The sequence below is a fragment of the Acinetobacter sp. XS-4 genome (assembly GCF_023920705.1).
Classification (GTDB): domain Bacteria; phylum Pseudomonadota; class Gammaproteobacteria; order Pseudomonadales; family Moraxellaceae; genus Acinetobacter.
The window spans coordinates 3,595,342-3,611,340 of sequence record NZ_CP094657.1 but is presented as its reverse complement, the minus strand read 5'-3'; the positions used below and the strand labels follow the sequence as shown (position 1 = coordinate 3,611,340).

Genomic DNA, 15,999 nt, shown 5'->3' with positions numbered 1-15,999 from the left:
GCCAATGCATGCAGATGTAATCATTGAAATTCCATTTCATGATGTCGATACCATGAATGTGGTTTGGCATGGACACTATTTAAAATATTTTGAGATTGCGCGCTGCAAATTGCTCGATCAATTTCATTACAACTATATGCAGATGAAAGAATCAGGCTATGCATGGCCTGTGATTGAAAGCCATGTTCGCTATGCATACGGTATTGAGTTTGAACAAAAGATTCGGGTTCGGGCCATTTTAAAAGAATGGGAAAACCGTTTGAAAATTGATTATTTGATTTTTGATGCTGAGTCAGGAAAACGTTTAACCAAGGGTTATACCACACAGGTTGCGGTGAATATTGAAGCCCGTGAAATGTGTTTTCAATCGCCACAGGTTTTGTTTGATCGCTTGAATGCATGGTCTGAGTTTCAACCGAAGAGGAATGTATGATGTCTCAATTCATCAAAACTTTAGGTTTAGGTGCTGCTGTTTGGATGAGCAGTTTAAGTGCGGTCTATGCAGCGCCAACACAGATCACTCAAATTTTTCAGCAACTATCACAGTCTCCTACGGTTCGTGCTGATTTCGAACAGCAAAAAAAATTGCCATCGTTGAATAAAACTTTTGTATCGAACGGCTCTTTGTTGTTCTCAAAATCTTATGGTGTAGCGTGGCAAATCAAACGACCTGTGCAAGCAGATTTGATTGTTACCCCAACCAAATTGGTACAGAAAACTCAGCGTACATTTAGCCAAATACAAGTTGATCAATCGCCATATAGTTCGGTCGCGACTTTATTCTTACAACTCATGTCTGGTAATGAACAGGCTTTGGCAAAGAATTTTAATGTAGTAAGTGCGAATTATAGTCCAGCGGGTTGGAGCATGAGCTTAACTCCGAAAAGTAGCTTGTTTAAAAAGTTATTTGTGCGTGTTGATGCTCAAGGTCAACAGTACGTCAACCAAATCGTGATTACCGAGAAAGCGAATAATTTAACGACCATTCGCTTTAGTCACCAGACTTCTCAACCGACGACTCTAACGGCTGCTGAGCATGCGATTTTCCAACTGGCAAAATAAGTTCACCGCGCTTTGGTTAATTGCTCTGCTATTGGTTGCTGTGGGGCTTGGCGTGACGTGGTTGAATAAAGATATTCATATTCAAACTAATATTTTTGCGTTATTGCCTAAAGTTCAGCAGGACCCAGAACTTGCACGTACTCAGCAGTACATGAATGAGCAACTCAACAATAAAGTATTTGTGGTGGTCGATGCCAAAGATGAAGCTGCGATACAACAAGCGACTCATTTCTTAACAGCACAGGCCAAGCAAAGCCAGTTGTGGCAACCGCTGAAGCCACAACTTGATTTTGATCAATTTGCAAAACAGTTGTATCAACATCGAGCAGGTTTGTTGAGTGCTCAAGATCAAACCTTATTGCAAAAAAAGGATTATGCTGCGCTGACTGAACAAAGTCTGATGCAGATGATGAGTCCAGGCATGCCTGTCACTGCTGAGTCACTGAAGCAAGACCCGCTATTATTGTTCCCTCGTTATGCTATGCAGTTGGCAACCCCGTCGCAACAAGATATTGAAATGGAGCAGGGCTTTGCCACTATTCATCATGAGGAAGGTATCTCTCGGCTTTTCGTATTACAGTTGACGCAAAGCCCATACAATATTGATTACCAAGAACAGACCTCTACTTGGATTGAGCAAACTAAGCAAAAGTTAGCTGCAATGGGATTAAAATCTCATTGGACTGGAACTATTTTATTTTCAAATTTTGGGACGCAATCGGCCAAACAGGAAATATCAACCATTGGTGTTGGCTCGACATTGGGCTTAATTTTTCTGGTTTGGTTCGGCTTTCGCTCACTACGACCTTTGGCGACCGAGTTTATTGCAGTTTCGACTGGAAGCTTTGTAGCATTTGCGGTCACACATTGGGTATTTGGTGAAATTCACCTGATGACGTTGGTGTTCGGTGCGAGTCTGATTGGTGTCTGTGTCGACTTTTCATTTTATTTTATGGCGATGCAATCGCAGCATAGAAAGCTTGGTGGTTTTCAAATTTTAAAACCGCTATTACCAAGTTTGTTTATGGGCTTAATGACCACATTAGTTGCTTACATCTTTTTGAGTTTTACTCCGTTTCCTGGGTTCAAGCAGATTGCAGTCTTTTCAATTGTAGGATTAACTGCTGCGTGGATCAGTAGTGTACTGCTATTACCAAGATTACCTGCACTCAATGCCCAGCCAGCTATACGAGCATTATCTTGGATTGGACAAGCACGGTTATGGTTTCAGCAACGAACCAAAGTCCGTTATGGCTTGATTGCAACCATTTTAGCAGTAGGTACGGCGAGTCTTTTCTATCTTAAAAGTAACGATGATATTCGTAATTTACAAGGTATGGATGCGAGCTTAAAACAGCAGGATCAAGCGGTTCGTGAGCAATTTGGCCAGCAACAAAGCAGTGATTATTTTGTGGTGCGTGCAACCTCTGCAAATGAAATGCAGCAACAAGAGCAGCAACTGATTGGACACTTGCAACAGTTACAGTCACAAGGGAAAATCAGTGCATTTCAAGCTTTGGGACAATGGATTCCACCATTGGCAGAGCAGCAACACAATGTACAACTTTTAAAAAATATTCCAAAAGAGACTTTGCAGCGATATGCCCAAAGCATGGGACTAAATGTTAATGATGTTTTACAGTGGCAACAGCAACTGGCAACACAACCGTTATTAGATTTTTCTGTATTTAAAGATCACCCTTTAGCTTTTTTACAGCCTCAAGCCAATGAACGATTAGTGATGGTGACAGGAGTGAAACAACCTGACGTGTTAAAGCAGCTTCAGAATGATCATATACATTTCCAACAACCGATTAGCGAAATGTCGCAAATGTTTGCTGAACATCGAGTGCAGGCTCAACATCTTCTGATTTATGCTTTAATTGGTCTGGCGGTTGGCTTAGCGCTTATTTATGGACTAAGTTCGATTGTGCCATTGGTTCTGCCAGTCAGTTTGGCTTTACTGAGCACTTTTGCTGTTCAGGCATGGTTAGGCGTTGAAATAAATTTGTTTAGTATTATGGCCACTTTTCTGATTATTGGGATTGGTGTCGACTATGCCATTTTCTACAGACATGGACATGATCATCCACAAGTGGTTGGAATGGCGTTGTTTTTATGTATGATGTCGACCTTACTCGGCTTTGGATTACTTTCATTTAGCCATACTTATGCAATTCATTGTTTTGGCTTAACTGTTTTATTTGGGGTTATCTTCTCATTTATCTATGCGACTTTGTTAACCCCCGCAGATGAAAAACATATTGTAAATTTACAAGACCATTCATAATTTGAATAAATTAAAAAGGAAATTGTGCTATGAGCACTATAGAAAAAATTGACGTCGTGATTATTGGGGCTGGGCCATCAGGTAGTTCCGCTGCTGCACTTCTTCGAAAAAAAGGCTATACCGTTACAGTCATTGAAAAACAGCATTTTCCTCGTTTTTCGATTGGTGAATCATTGCTACCACAGTCTATGGCGTTTTTAGAAGAAGCTGGTTTATTAGAAACAGTCCGTGAGCATGTCGATCAATATGCTTTTCAATTTAAAAATGGTGCGGCTTTTCTACGGGGCAAACAGCGTAGCTTTTATGACTTTACAGAAAAATTTACTGATGGTCCGGGAACAACTTGGCAAGTTCGCCGTGCCGATTTTGACAATTTATTAGCAAAACAGGCTCAAGTGTATGGCGCAGACATACGCTTTGGACATGAGGTTTTAGATGTTGATGTTGCATCTGAACAGCCTGTACTTACAGTAATTGATGAAGAACAACAACGTTATCAGATTCAAACTAAATTCTTGTTAGATGCGAGTGGCTTTGGGCGAATTTTGCCAAAGTTATTAGATTTAGAGAGTCCATCAAATTTTCCAGTACGACGTGCGCTATTTACTCATATTGAAGATGGAATTACAGATGATCCAGAGTTTGATCGCAATAAAATTTTAATTACGGTGCATGAAAAAGATCACCGTGCATGGTATTGGTTAATTCCATTTGCTGATGGGCGTGCTTCTTTCGGTATCGTTGCAGAACAAGACTTTTTTGATAAATACACAGTTGAAAATGCTGAAGATAATGAGCCTGAGGCAATGTTCAAACGCATTTTAGCCGATGAGCCAAGTTTGTCACATGTATTGCGCCGTGCAAAGTTTGATACACCAGTGCGGACCTTGGTGGGCTACTCAGCGAATGTAAAACATTTGGCAAACCGCAACTATGCGCTATTAGGTAATGCGGGTGAGTTTCTTGATCCAGTCTTTTCATCAGGTGTGACGATTGCTCTTAAATCTTCAAGTTTGGCGGTTCCTTTAGTTGAACGAGTTTTACAAGGTGAGCAAGTCGACTGGTTAGAAGAATATGAAAAACCATTACGCCGCGGCATTCAGGTGTTTCGTGCCTATGTTGAGTCATGGTACGAAGGTGAGTTCCAAGATGTGGTGTTCTCGCAAAATCAGAATGAAGGCATTCGCCGTATGATTTCTTCATTATTGGCTGGTTATGCGTGGGATGAAAAAAATCCAATCCATAAAAATGCCAAACGTAGACTCAGCACCTTGGCAGAATATTGTCGTGAAGGCTTGGCGCAAGAACAGGTACTTGAGGGATAACCATGCAACGCAAATGGGCAACGATATTACTCAGTAGCTTTATATTTTTAAATGGTTGTCAGGTTATGCCACATGCTAAAGGGCTGCAAAGTCCTCTATGGCAGGCTCACACTTATCAAAGGCAAGATCAAGTTGAAGTTCAGTGGAAGCAGCAAAGTTTTAGCTTCTTGTTATATCAACAGCAAAAGGGTGCTGTCCTAGATATGGTCGCTTTAAGCCTGACAGGCCAGCAATTATTTAAGTTACAGTTTGATGGGCATCGGGTTCATGTTGAACAGCGTATTGATCAAATGCGTTTATTGCCTTTTGAGTTTGTAGTGCGTGACCTTTTGTTTGCGACATACCCTCAGTTTTCGCATTTAGGGCAGCAAGCTGTAGAGATGAAACAACAAGCAGATAAGCAAATTGTTTATATTGAAAAGCAACCTGTATTGCAGCTTAAACAGGGACAAGGAAGCATTGAATTGATTAATGAACAAGTCCCTTATACCATGACGCTGAGTTCGATTGAGAACACCTTGCAGACAGAAGAAAGTTCTACGCCATGAAACATTTACCTTCAGCAAATGCAGCTCCAATGGCAGTAGGCATACAATTTAGTGTTGGTTTATCTGCATTAGGCTGCGAGCTTAATCAAATTAAACAGGCATTACAACAGCCGCAGCAAACCTTGAGTTTGCGTGATGATTTAATCGCTGATCGTGATGTTTGGGTCGGACAATATACGTATCCATTATGTTCGAGCGTACCTGATGCTTTACAGTCTGTAGATTCACGTAATCTACGTTTTGCATTAACCGCATTATCTGAAATTGAAACAGAGTTAAAAGCCTATACGGCATCCTTTGAGAATAAACGTTTGGCGATTGTGGTGGGCACATCGACTTCTGGTATTGCAGATAATGAATTATTGCTTAAGCAATATTTTCAAGGGCAAACCGATCTATCGATATCACACTATCCCCAAGAAATGAGCTGTTTAGCGAAAGCTTTGCAGCAGTACTTAGGATGGGAAGGGCCAGCCTATACGATTTCAACAGCTTGTTCTTCAAGCGCTAAAGCATTAGCCGCAGGGCAGAGATTACTTCACACAGATTTAGCCGATGTTGTGCTGGTGGGTGGCGTCGATACCTTGTGTAAGTTGACTCTAAATGGATTTAATAGCCTAGAAAGTTTATCAGAACATATTTGCCAACCCTGCGGTCTAAACCGTGATGGTATTAATATTGGTGAAGCTGCTGCGTTTTTTGTACTAAGTAAAGAACAAGCACCTGTCATGTTAATGGGAGCGGGTGAATCTATGGATGCATGGCACATTTCAGCCCCGCACCCTGAAGGTAAAGGTGCCGCTTTAGCTATGCAACGTGCATTAGATATGGCACGTATTTCAGCTCAAGAGGTGGGTTATATCAATTTGCATGGAACAGCAACTCCACAAAATGATGCAATGGAAATTAAGGCTGTAAGACAAATTTTTGGTGATTACCCAGTGGCTTTAAGTAGTACAAAACATAAAACTGGACATTGTCTCGGTGCTGCTGGTGCCATAGAAGCTTTTATTTGTGAGCAAGTTTTAAAAGATCAAAATTGGTTGCCTTTACATCAAAGTGTTGAGGTTGATCCAGATTTGGCTGACCAAAACTATGTGAAAGAAGCGGAACTAAAACAGCCCATCCGCTATGTCATGAGTAATTCTTTCGCTTTTGGTGGAAGTAATATTAGTCTTGTTTTTGGAGTGAAGCCCTAGTGAAACTAGATGCAATTCAATATATTCCTCATGAGCAACCGATGGTATTTATTGACCATTTAACCGAGGTTGCAGAAGGGCGGGCGCAAGCAGAACTCACGATTACGCCAGAGCTGATGTTTTGTGAAGCAGAAGGTTTGCCGACATGGGCAAGCATTGAAATTATGGCACAAACGATTAGTGCTTATTCTGGCTGGCAAGGTCAGCAGTCAAAACAAGCGCCAAAAGTCGGTTTTTTATTGGGAACACGTAAGTTAAATTTACCGATCCCTTATTTCGCCTTGGGTTCTCGATTGATCATTCAAATAGAACAACAATATTTTCATGAAGGACTTGGGCAATTTTCCTGTGAAATTCAATATGCTGAGCACTGCATTCAGGCAACGTTAAGTGTATTTGAGCCAACAGAATCACCATTTGGATAACCACAAAGAATTAGGAATACATTGTGACAAGACGAATTTTAGTAACGGGTTCAAGTCGAGGAATTGGGAAAGCGATTGCATTACAACTTGCAAAGGCTGGTTTTGATGTGACTGTGCATGCACGTTCGCGTCAGGCAAAGGCTGAGCAAGTCGTACAAGAGATACAGGCTCTAGGTCAAAATAGCCATTATCTAATGTTTGATGTAAATGAACGCCAAACCGTTCAACAGATTTTAGAACAAGATGTAGAACAGCATGGCGGATTCTATGGCGTTGTATTGAATGCAGGTCTTACTCATGATGGTGCTTTTCCAGCACTCACCGATCAAGATTGGGATGAAGTTATTTCGACTTCCCTAGATGGTTTTTATAACGTATTAAAACCATTAGTTATGCCAATGATTCATTTGCGTAAAGGTGGTCGTATTGTCACCTTATCTTCGGTTTCGGGAATTATGGGTAACCGGGGGCAGGTTAACTATAGTGCTGCAAAAGCAGGATTAATTGGTGCAACCAAGGCTTTGGCACTCGAATTGGCGAAGCGAAAAATTACCGTGAACTGTGTAGCACCTGGACTGATTGAAACTGAAATGGTGACAGATGAAGTCAAAGAACATGCGCTTAAAATGATCCCGTTGCAGCGCATGGGACAGGTCGATGAAGTGGCTAGCGTAGTAAAATTCTTGTGTTCAGATGAAGCCTCTTATATAACCCGACAGGTTATCTCTGTGAATGGGGGACTCATCTAATGAAACGTGTGGTTGTAACAGGAATGGCAGGAATTACCTCTTTAGGTGAAACCTCCGATGAGATCTTTGCTCGATTTGACGCTGCCAAAAGCGGTATACGCTACATGCCAGAGTGGGAGCAATATGTTGATCTTCGGACTAAGCTTGCTGGGCCTGTTGAAACATTCCATGTTTCAAAACATTTTAACCGTAAGGTTACCCGCGGGATGGGGCGTGTAGCTCTTATGTCTGTGGTTTGTGCGGAAACGGCTTTACAAAATGCAGGTTTGCTTGAGCATGAAATTTTGTCTAGTGGCGAAGCTGGTGTTGCTTTTGGTTCTTCTGCGGGTAGTGTAGAGGCCGTGGGTGAGTTTGCCAGCATGCTGCTTCATCAGAGTATGAGTAAGATCAATGCAACCACTTATATTCGCATGATGGCCCACACAAGCGCGGTGAACATGACCGTATATTTTGGTCTAAAAGGGTTAACTTTACCGACCTCAAGTGCATGTACCTCTGGCTCTATGGCCATTGGGCAAGCCTATGAAGCAATTAAATATGGCAAACAACAGGTCATGATTGCAGGTGGTGCTGAGGAACTTAGTGCAGCAGGTGCAGCGGTTTTTGATGTATTGTTCGCGACCAGTGGCATGAATGACCAACCAGAAAAAACACCACGTCCATTTGATGCTAAGCGAGATGGGTTGGTGATTGGTGAAGGGGCAGGTTGTTTAATTTTAGAAGAATATGAACATGCCAAAGCTCGAGGTGCTCATATCTATGCAGAGGTGATTGGCTACGGTAGCAATACCGATGGTCAACATGTAACTAAACCAGACGCCGAGATGATGGGGCGCTGTATGCAATTGGCACTTAAAGATGCATCTGTAGATGCTAAAGACATCGCTTATGTGAATGCGCACGGCACCTCAACGGATCAGGGTGATGTGGCTGAAAGTCAGGCGACAGCAACAGTTTTGGGACGTAAACCAATCAGCTCTTTAAAAAGCTACTTTGGACATACGCTGGGGGCATGTGGGGCTATTGAAGCTTGGCTGAGCATTGAAATGATGAATCGTGGCCGCTTCATTCCAACTTTAAACCTAGATGAAATTGATCCACTGTGCGGTGATCTGGATTATATCGTTCAGCAGCCGAGAAGTTTGGATGCTGACATTATTATGAGCAATAACTTTGCTTTTGGCGGAATAAATACTTCGCTTATTTTTAAACGTGTTAAACAATAAGGAACACAACAATGTTAAATAAAAAACTTTTACTTGTAGCAATGCTAAGTGCGGGTTTTACTGCCACTGTTCAGGCTGGAGATGAAGTACATCAGTTAAATTTTAAAGAAGCTGTAGACCGTGCAGTTGCAGATGGAACTTTAGATGGTTCAGTAAAGTTTTATTTAAAGGGTACAAAGTCTGGCGGTAAAGTGATTCAAAAAGATGCAGTGACTAATAAAAAGACCAATGGTTTTGGTAAGTCAGCAGCTACGTCTTGTGACTGGGTTTTGCGTTCAGCACTGATCCAAATGCAAAACAATGCTAAAGCACAAGGTGCAAACGCTGTTACCAATATTGTGAGCTATTTTAAAGCCAATGAAACTACAAGTACGACAACTTACGATTGCTATAAAGGTGCCATGATGGCGGGTGTTACCTTAAAAGGCGACGTGGTTAAATTCTAATTAATTTTAAATAAGGTCGGGATAATGTCTAAACGTAATATTGAAGTCTACACACAGACATTGTCCCAGCTTCTTTTAAAATCTAAACAAGATTTTCCAGACTTTCGTACATTTAATCATTATAAAAAACAGCAAATACATAATATTAGAAACGAACTCATAGCACAGAAATTACAAATTAAAATAACGGATTTAGAGTTTGCAAAGCATGAGCATGGCAAACCATATTTATTGAATCAAGACTTAGATTTTAATCACTCTCATAGCCAACAATATTATGCTTTGGCAATGAGTCAGCATGTTAAAGATATCGGTATAGACGTTGAAGAGCTAGATCGTAAAGTACGTTTGCAAGCTCTAGCTCAGCACGCATTTCATCCAGATGAATATGAAACTTGGCTAAGCTTGGAACAAGACAGAGAATACTGGTTTAAAGTCTGGACGATTAAAGAGGCTGTCCTAAAAGCTTCGGGTCTTGGTATACGTTTAGATTTAAATACTTTAAACACTCAAGCACATCCTACAGATCGTGGCGGAATATGTTCGCACGCACTTATCGGGACATTTGCTTATCAAAACTTCGTTGTAGGCAATATGATGCTAACGGTGGCATGGCGCTCAGAATTATCTTGTCGTGGTTTTCAGTTTCCTACAATTCAGCTTCATTCACTTAATGGTGAATTCACCAAATAGCACACAAAAAAAAACCGCGAATTACGCGGTTTTTTTGTTTAAAGCAAGCTATAAAATTAAGCTTGGCCTTCAACAGCTTGAGCACGTTGCATATTCGCTTCGAACTCTGCATCAAAGTTGATAGGAGTAAGAAGTAACTGTGGGAAGCTACCTTTAGTCACTAAATCATTTACAGCTTCACGTAAGAACGGGAACAAAATATTTGGGCAATACGCGCCTAAAATATACGGTAAGCGATCTTCTTCAACGTTATCAATCAAGAAAATACCTGATTGAGTAATATCTACAATGAACGCTGTTTCTTTGTCGTTATCAGCTTGTACCACAACTTTTAAAGAAACTTCAAAATGAGTTGGATCAATTTTTTCTGCAGCAGAAGAAAGATTGATATTGAGTTCAGGTTGCCATTGTTTAGTAAAAACCTGCGCCCCAGGAACCTCAAAAGAAATATCTTTTGTATAAATACGCTCTAAAGCTAATTGTGGTTGAACTTGTTGTTCTTCGCTCATTGTTTTTTCCTTAATATGGATGCGATGTTAAGCCAATAATTCGTCGAGTTTACCTTCACGCTCTAAAGCATAAAGTTGGTCAAAACCGCCAATAAACTGATCGTTAATAAAAATTTGTGGGACAGTACGATGATTAGTGCGTTGCATTAATTCAACACGTACTTCTGGTGCTTCGACAGAAAGATTTACTTCTTTGTAAGCAACACCTTTACGCTCAAGTAACTGTTTAGCACGAACGCAATACGGACATACAGAAGTTGAGTAAACAATGACATTTGCAGCCATAATAATTCTCCTTAAGCTTTTGGTTTGCTTTTAACAAGAGGTAAGCCTTGTGCTTTCCAGTTACTAATACCACCATCAAGACGATAGCTGTCATGGTGAGCAACTTTTTGCAAAGCACTACCAGCAACTTGCCCGAGGTTGCAAATAAATACTAATGGACGCTCACTTGCTTTTAATTCATCAGCATGACTTGCAATTTGGCTGAAAGGAATATTGCGGCTGCCACTAATATGACCTTCACGGAAGTCTTTACTATCGCGCAAGTCGATGAGTATGGCATTTTTTGCTTTCACTAAAATACCAAGCGACTGTGGTGAAATTTTACGACCGTTACGTTGACCTTCAAAAATGAAGAACAACACGACCAAGACTCCGAGCGTACCAAACAAAATGGGGTGATTCCCCATAAACTCTAACCAGCGTTCCACAAGTCACCTAAAAAAAATTAAAAACAAAATTGACCTAGAGTATAGCGTATATAGATGGTGATCAAAATCACCACTTCAAGGGCAAAGCGGACAGAAAATTAGTTTTTTTGCTGTGCTTCTTGAATCTCATCATTTAAACGCAAAAAGCTATCTAGGCGCCGTGGTAAAATTTCACCAGATTCTACAGCGTGTTTTAACCCACAGTTCTTTTCATGAGTATGGGTACAATTACGGAATTGGCAAGAACCCAAATGTGCTTCAATTTCTGGAAAGCCCATACGAATTTTTTCTAAATCAAGATGCCAAAGCCCAAATTCACGAATTCCTGGTGAGTCGATTAACGCGCCATTTTTACCGAAATTCATTAAACGTGTAGAGGTTGTTGTGTGCTGACCAAGTGCAGAGTTTTCAGAAATAATATTTGTTTTTTGCTCTGCATCTGGAATGAGCACGTTAATTAAAGAACTTTTTCCTACACCCGATTGGCCAACGAAAGCCACTGTTTCACCATCTAAACGTTCAGATAAAGCAGTGATATCCCCCTTTTTAGACTGGCAAATCATCACTTCATAACCCAAAGTTTTATATTCTTCTAATAGTGTGAGAATCGGGTCATTTTCGGTTAAAAGATCAGACTTATTTAAGACTAAAAGTGCAGGAATGTTAGCGTCTGCGCAAGCAACTAAATAACGGTCGATTAATGTCGGAGCTGGCTCAGGAAGGGGAGAAAATACAATTACAATCAAACTGATATTTGCTGCAACTGGTTTAACCTTGTGATAACGGTCGGGACGAGTAAGTAAAGAGGTACGAGGGTGAATGGCTGTAATAATACCTAAACCTGTGTTTGGGTCAGCTTGCCATTTAACTCGGTCACCAGTCACAAGTAATTCTAAGTTTGTTCGAGTATGGCAGCGCCATACACTTTTGAGCTCGATAGGTTTCCAGAAAGGTTCTGGCTCTCCTTCGGCAACTTGAGGTTTTTCTGGGTGATGCTCAGGTACAGAGAGTGCCTGTACTTCAAGTTGACGGCCATAATGTTGTACAACGAGTCCGTCCAGATCTTGTGACGTATCGGCCTCTTCTTGGCGAGTTTTGTGCTGTTTTTCAATACGACGTTGCTGTTGTTCAGTTAAACGACGCTTACGAATTAAAGCCATTCATATCCCAAAAAAACCACTGTTTGAAGATGGCAAAAATAGCATGAAGCGGCTATAGAATTACAGCGCAGATGCAAGAAATTTGCTACTATTGATGTTTTTACGGCATTTAGAACGTACATACATGAGCAGTACTTTAAATACACGATTAATTTGGATTGATCTGGAAATGACCGGTTTAGATACCGATAATGACCAAATTATTGAAATTGCAACAATTATTACAGATGATCATTTAAATGTACTTGCCGAAGGTCCGGTTTTAGCCGTTCATCAGCCTGACCGTATTTTAAATGCAATGGATGAGTGGAATACTCGCCAACATGGGCAATCTGGGTTGGTTGAACGAGTTCGTCGCAGCAAATTAACAGCTCGTGATGCTGAGTTACAGACTTTAGAATTCCTAAAAAAATGGGTCAATCCAAAAGTTTCACCGATGTGCGGTAACTCGATCTGTCAGGATCGCCGTTTCTTGCACCGTCTTATGCCAGAACTAGAGCAGTATTTCCACTATCGTAATCTTGATGTCTCTACGGTAAAAGAACTCTCAAAACGCTGGCGCCCTGAAATTATGAGCGGTCTGAAAAAGAATGCATCGCATTTGGCAATGGATGATATTCGTGACTCGATTTCTGAGTTGAAATACTACCGTGAATATTTCTTTATTATGAATACTGATGGTAAAGATTAATGACTTTGCCCGAGTGATATGAAAGGGAGGCTATTGCCTCCTTTTTTATTGTTTAAAGGGGATTGTTACAATAATGCCGATCGCCTGATTTGGCTTTCATATTCATTTTGCTTAAAATGATGTTTTAAATTTTTATTATAAAAAGAGAGCATTTATGCAAAGTAATAACCCGATACTGACCCGTGTTGAAACGGTCAGTGACTATAGTCAACCGATGACTGTGCAAGGTGCAATTCAAAAATCTGTAATGTTGACAGTTATTGCTGCTGCGATGGGTGTCGCTTTATTTTTCTATGCAGCCTTTACTGCAAATGTTGGTATTGCTTACGCGGCTTCAATTGTGGGTGCAATTGGTGGTTTGGTTTTAGCTTTAATTACAACGTTTAAACCAACGACCGCGCCAACATTGGCAATTCCGTATGCCTTATTTGAAGGGGCTTTTTTAGGTGGTATTTCTTTTACTTTTCAAATGAAATACCCAGGTGTTCCTCTTCAAGCTTTATTAGCAACTTTCGTCACCACTTTGGTGATGTTTGGTCTATATAAATTCCAAATTATTCGCGCAACTGAAAAGTTCAAGTCAGTTGTAATTTCTGCATCTTTAGCGATCTTTATTGTATTTATTGTACAGATGGTCATGCGTTTAGCATTTGGTTCAAGTGTTCCTTATATTTTTGAAAGTAACTGGTTAGGCATTGGCTTTGCTGCATTTGTTGCAGTGATTGCTTCACTTAACCTGATTTTAGATTTTGATTTAATCGAAACTAATGCAGCATATCGTGCACCAAAATTCATGGAATGGTTGTGTGGTATCGCATTACTTGCAACTTTAGTGTGGATGTATATTTCTTTCTTACGCTTACTTGGCTTATTGTCTGACGACTAAGATTGAATTCATCGAGAAGTCGCTCCTTATCAGGAGCGATTTTTTTTCGTGCGATTTTTGAAAAAAGATGCATTATGCAATTTCGAAAACCGCTGAATATTGGCATTATGCTTGAAATTGTTTTGAGTGAGATCGGCATGACACAAGGACTTTTAGCAGGTAAGCGCTTTTTGATTGCAGGCGTTGCTAGTAAATTATCAATTGCTTTTGGTATTGCTCAAGCATTACACCGTGAAGGTGCAGAGCTTGCGTTTACTTATCCAAACGAAAAATTAAAAAAACGTGTGGATGACTTTGCTGAGCAATTCGGTTCTAAGCTTGTGTTTCCATGTGATGTAGCAGTTGATAGTGAAATTGACAATGCATTTGCAGAACTTGCAAAACATTGGGACGGTCTTGATGGCGTAGTTCATTCTATTGGCTTTGCTCCTGCACATACGCTTGATGGTGACTTTACTGACGTGACTGACCGTGACGGTTTTAAAGTTGCTCATGACATCAGTGCATACAGCTTTATTGCAATGGCTCGTGCTGCAAAACCTTTATTACAAGCTCGCCAAGGTTGTTTATTGACTTTGACTTATCAAGGTTCTGAGCGTGTTATGCCTAACTACAACGTAATGGGTATGGCAAAAGCTTCTTTAGAAGCGGGTGTTCGCTACTTAGCATCAAGCTTGGGTGTTGATGGTATCCGTGTAAACGCGATTTCTGCGGGTCCAATCCGTACTTTAGCTGCTTCTGGTATTAAATCTTTCCGTAAAATGTTAGATGCTAATGAAAAAGTTGCGCCGTTAAAACGTAATGTGACCATTGACGAAGTGGGTAATGCAGCATTATTCCTTTGTTCACCATGGGCTTCAGGTATTACTGGTGAAATTCTATATGTAGATGCTGGTTTCAATACTGTAGGTATGAGCCAATCTATGATGGATGATGAATAATTAGATTTATCTAATTTATAGAATAAAGCCGCTTTTATAGCGGCTTTATTCTTATTATCATTAAGTTTTTGAATAGGAGTACATTTCGAAAAGGATTTTTACAGCACTAAGCCCAGCATCACTAGAGAGTATATCTAGTAATTTTGGTTGGATGAAAAACTCTATATTAATCAATTTTGTATAAATTTATCCTGATATTTATAATTCGATCATATCTGCGATTTGATAACCAAGGTTAGTGATTCTAAATATTTCACCTTTATAGCCGCGATCTTCAATTAAATTTTCATATTTTAGTTCTTGAATAGCTGATTTCCAACGGGCAACCTCTCTTGGTTGTTGTGATGAAATCAAATTTTTACCATTAGTTTGAATGTCTTCACCCCCTATATAGCTTAGAGACATAATAGTACCGTTGCTATCGAGACTTGCTTCTTTAAGTAATATACGAGCCTCGTTTGATAAAGTCGGAAGTGAAGTTTTAGATTTTACCACTTCAGTTTGATGTAGTAATGAGTCGCTTATTTCGAATTTAAATAAAGAGTGTTCATTAATTTTAAGTTGGAGATGGCGATAAAATTTGTCTTTGAAGTCTGATTGGCTATCATAACTTTGATATAAGCCACGAGTTTGGCAACTTTTTTTAAACTTACTTAATTCAGCATATTGATTTGGGTCAACTGTGTCCATTACAACAGGCTGACTGGAAAAATAAAGCATCGCTGGTTTATCAGTGGCTATATGTTTTTCGATTTCCTCAACAGTACCGCTAGCATATTCTGTGGTAGGTGTTCCAATGCGCGTCCAAAAAACACCAATAAGGAAGTCACATTTATCTAAAACTTGGTTATTTATGATTTCTTGAGGAGAGGCCCCCATTTCAGGAGATGAATGAGATTCCCATCCAACAGGTAATAAAACAATATTTCGTGTTTTTGAATGAACAGCATTCCACTCATATATTACGTCACGAATGATAGTCCTTTCAGATGCAACATCTCCAGGAGAGGCTATCATTACATTGAATACTTTAGCTTCATAACTCATAGTTTGAACTCTTTTTGTAAATATAACTAATCGGATTTTCTATCTTATTTAGATTTATTCTATTCAGCATATAAAACAGCGATATTTAC

General features: G+C 40.0%; 19 protein-coding genes. 14 read left to right on the top strand and 5 right to left on the bottom strand.

The window, feature by feature from the left end:
• Positions 1 to 4: 4 nt before the first annotated feature.
• Genes MMY79_RS16725 through MMY79_RS16675 form a run of 11 tightly spaced genes read left to right on the top strand, consistent with a single transcriptional unit; the run spans position 5 to position 9,963 of the window.
• A complete protein-coding gene (locus tag MMY79_RS16725) occupies positions 5 to 433 on the top strand; it encodes an acyl-CoA thioesterase (RefSeq protein WP_101664115.1) in 429 nt (142 codons plus the stop codon).
• Positions 433 to 1,062, top strand: a complete 630-nt coding sequence (locus MMY79_RS16720) for an outer membrane lipoprotein carrier protein LolA (RefSeq protein WP_004794688.1) — start codon at positions 433 to 435, stop codon at positions 1,060 to 1,062. The genes MMY79_RS16725 and MMY79_RS16720 overlap by 1 nt, the downstream gene beginning before the upstream one ends.
• Positions 1,037 to 3,352 (top strand): hypothetical protein, encoded by a 2,316-nt coding sequence (locus MMY79_RS16715; protein WP_252610382.1) that lies wholly within the window; start codon positions 1,037 to 1,039, stop codon positions 3,350 to 3,352. Before MMY79_RS16720 ends, MMY79_RS16715 begins: the two co-directional genes overlap by 26 nt.
• A gap of 29 nt (positions 3,353 to 3,381) precedes the next feature.
• Complete coding sequence (locus MMY79_RS16710; RefSeq protein WP_252610380.1) at positions 3,382 to 4,677, top strand: NAD(P)/FAD-dependent oxidoreductase; 1,296 nt, start codon at positions 3,382 to 3,384, stop codon at positions 4,675 to 4,677.
• A gap of 2 nt (positions 4,678 to 4,679) precedes the next feature.
• A complete protein-coding gene (locus MMY79_RS16705; RefSeq protein WP_252610378.1) occupies positions 4,680 to 5,225 on the top strand; it encodes a DUF3261 domain-containing protein in 546 nt (181 codons plus the stop codon).
• Positions 5,222 to 6,424: a beta-ketoacyl-[acyl-carrier-protein] synthase family protein gene (locus MMY79_RS16700; RefSeq protein ID WP_252610376.1), complete on the top strand. Its 1,203-nt coding sequence runs from the start codon at positions 5,222 to 5,224 to the stop codon at positions 6,422 to 6,424. Before MMY79_RS16705 ends, MMY79_RS16700 begins: the two co-directional genes overlap by 4 nt.
• Positions 6,424 to 6,849 carry a 3-hydroxylacyl-ACP dehydratase gene (locus tag MMY79_RS16695; RefSeq protein WP_252610374.1) on the top strand — a complete coding sequence of 142 codons (426 nt, stop codon included), beginning with the start codon at positions 6,424 to 6,426 and terminating at the stop codon, positions 6,847 to 6,849. Before MMY79_RS16700 ends, MMY79_RS16695 begins: the two co-directional genes overlap by 1 nt.
• A 23-nt stretch (positions 6,850 to 6,872) precedes the next feature.
• Positions 6,873 to 7,598 (top strand): 3-ketoacyl-ACP reductase FabG2, encoded by a 726-nt coding sequence (locus MMY79_RS16690; RefSeq protein WP_252610372.1) that lies wholly within the window; start codon positions 6,873 to 6,875, stop codon positions 7,596 to 7,598.
• Positions 7,598 to 8,824, top strand: coding sequence for a beta-ketoacyl-ACP synthase (locus MMY79_RS16685; RefSeq protein ID WP_252610370.1), 1,227 nt, complete (start codon positions 7,598 to 7,600; stop codon positions 8,822 to 8,824). The genes MMY79_RS16690 and MMY79_RS16685 overlap by 1 nt, the downstream gene beginning before the upstream one ends.
• Positions 8,825 to 8,835: 11 nt before the next feature.
• Positions 8,836 to 9,270, top strand: a complete 435-nt coding sequence (locus MMY79_RS16680) for an excinuclease (protein WP_252610368.1) — start codon at positions 8,836 to 8,838, stop codon at positions 9,268 to 9,270.
• 24 nt (positions 9,271 to 9,294) lie between these two features.
• Positions 9,295 to 9,963, top strand: coding sequence for a 4'-phosphopantetheinyl transferase superfamily protein (locus MMY79_RS16675; protein WP_252610366.1), 669 nt, complete (start codon positions 9,295 to 9,297; stop codon positions 9,961 to 9,963).
• A 56-nt stretch (positions 9,964 to 10,019) separates the two neighbouring features.
• Here the strand turns inward: MMY79_RS16675 and secB are convergent, their stop codons facing one another.
• The 4 genes from secB to rsgA all read right to left on the bottom strand — a co-directional run bounded on the left by secB (position 10,020) and on the right by rsgA (position 12,345).
• On the bottom strand, positions 10,020 to 10,472 hold the full coding sequence (secB, locus tag MMY79_RS16670; protein ID WP_252610364.1) for a protein-export chaperone SecB: 453 nt from the start codon (positions 10,470 to 10,472) through the stop codon (positions 10,020 to 10,022).
• Between the two features lie 27 nt (positions 10,473 to 10,499).
• Positions 10,500 to 10,757 (bottom strand): glutaredoxin 3, encoded by a 258-nt coding sequence (gene grxC / locus MMY79_RS16665; protein ID WP_002114715.1) that lies wholly within the window; start codon positions 10,755 to 10,757, stop codon positions 10,500 to 10,502.
• Between the two features lie 11 nt (positions 10,758 to 10,768).
• Positions 10,769 to 11,185 (bottom strand): rhodanese-like domain-containing protein, encoded by a 417-nt coding sequence (locus MMY79_RS16660; RefSeq protein WP_003654928.1) that lies wholly within the window; start codon positions 11,183 to 11,185, stop codon positions 10,769 to 10,771.
• A gap of 98 nt (positions 11,186 to 11,283) precedes the next feature.
• Positions 11,284 to 12,345, bottom strand: a complete 1,062-nt coding sequence (gene rsgA, locus MMY79_RS16655; protein ID WP_252610362.1) for a small ribosomal subunit biogenesis GTPase RsgA — start codon at positions 12,343 to 12,345, stop codon at positions 11,284 to 11,286.
• A 124-nt stretch (positions 12,346 to 12,469) separates the two neighbouring features.
• Here rsgA and orn point away from each other — a divergent pair, with 124 nt between their 5' ends.
• The 3 genes from orn (at position 12,470) to MMY79_RS16640 (ending at position 14,863) form a co-directional block, all read left to right on the top strand.
• Complete coding sequence (gene orn, locus MMY79_RS16650; protein ID WP_004794671.1) at positions 12,470 to 13,036, top strand: oligoribonuclease; 567 nt, start codon at positions 12,470 to 12,472, stop codon at positions 13,034 to 13,036.
• Between the two features lie 154 nt (positions 13,037 to 13,190).
• Positions 13,191 to 13,922: a Bax inhibitor-1/YccA family protein gene (locus tag MMY79_RS16645; RefSeq protein WP_252610360.1), complete on the top strand. Its 732-nt coding sequence runs from the start codon at positions 13,191 to 13,193 to the stop codon at positions 13,920 to 13,922.
• A 137-nt stretch (positions 13,923 to 14,059) separates the two neighbouring features.
• Complete coding sequence (locus tag MMY79_RS16640; RefSeq protein ID WP_035366526.1) at positions 14,060 to 14,863, top strand: enoyl-ACP reductase; 804 nt, start codon at positions 14,060 to 14,062, stop codon at positions 14,861 to 14,863.
• Between the two features lie 198 nt (positions 14,864 to 15,061).
• Here the strand turns inward: MMY79_RS16640 and MMY79_RS16635 are convergent, their stop codons facing one another.
• On the bottom strand, positions 15,062 to 15,910 hold the full coding sequence (locus tag MMY79_RS16635) for a DUF4062 domain-containing protein (RefSeq protein WP_252610358.1): 849 nt from the start codon (positions 15,908 to 15,910) through the stop codon (positions 15,062 to 15,064).
• Between the last annotated feature and the right edge of the window lie 89 nt (positions 15,911 to 15,999).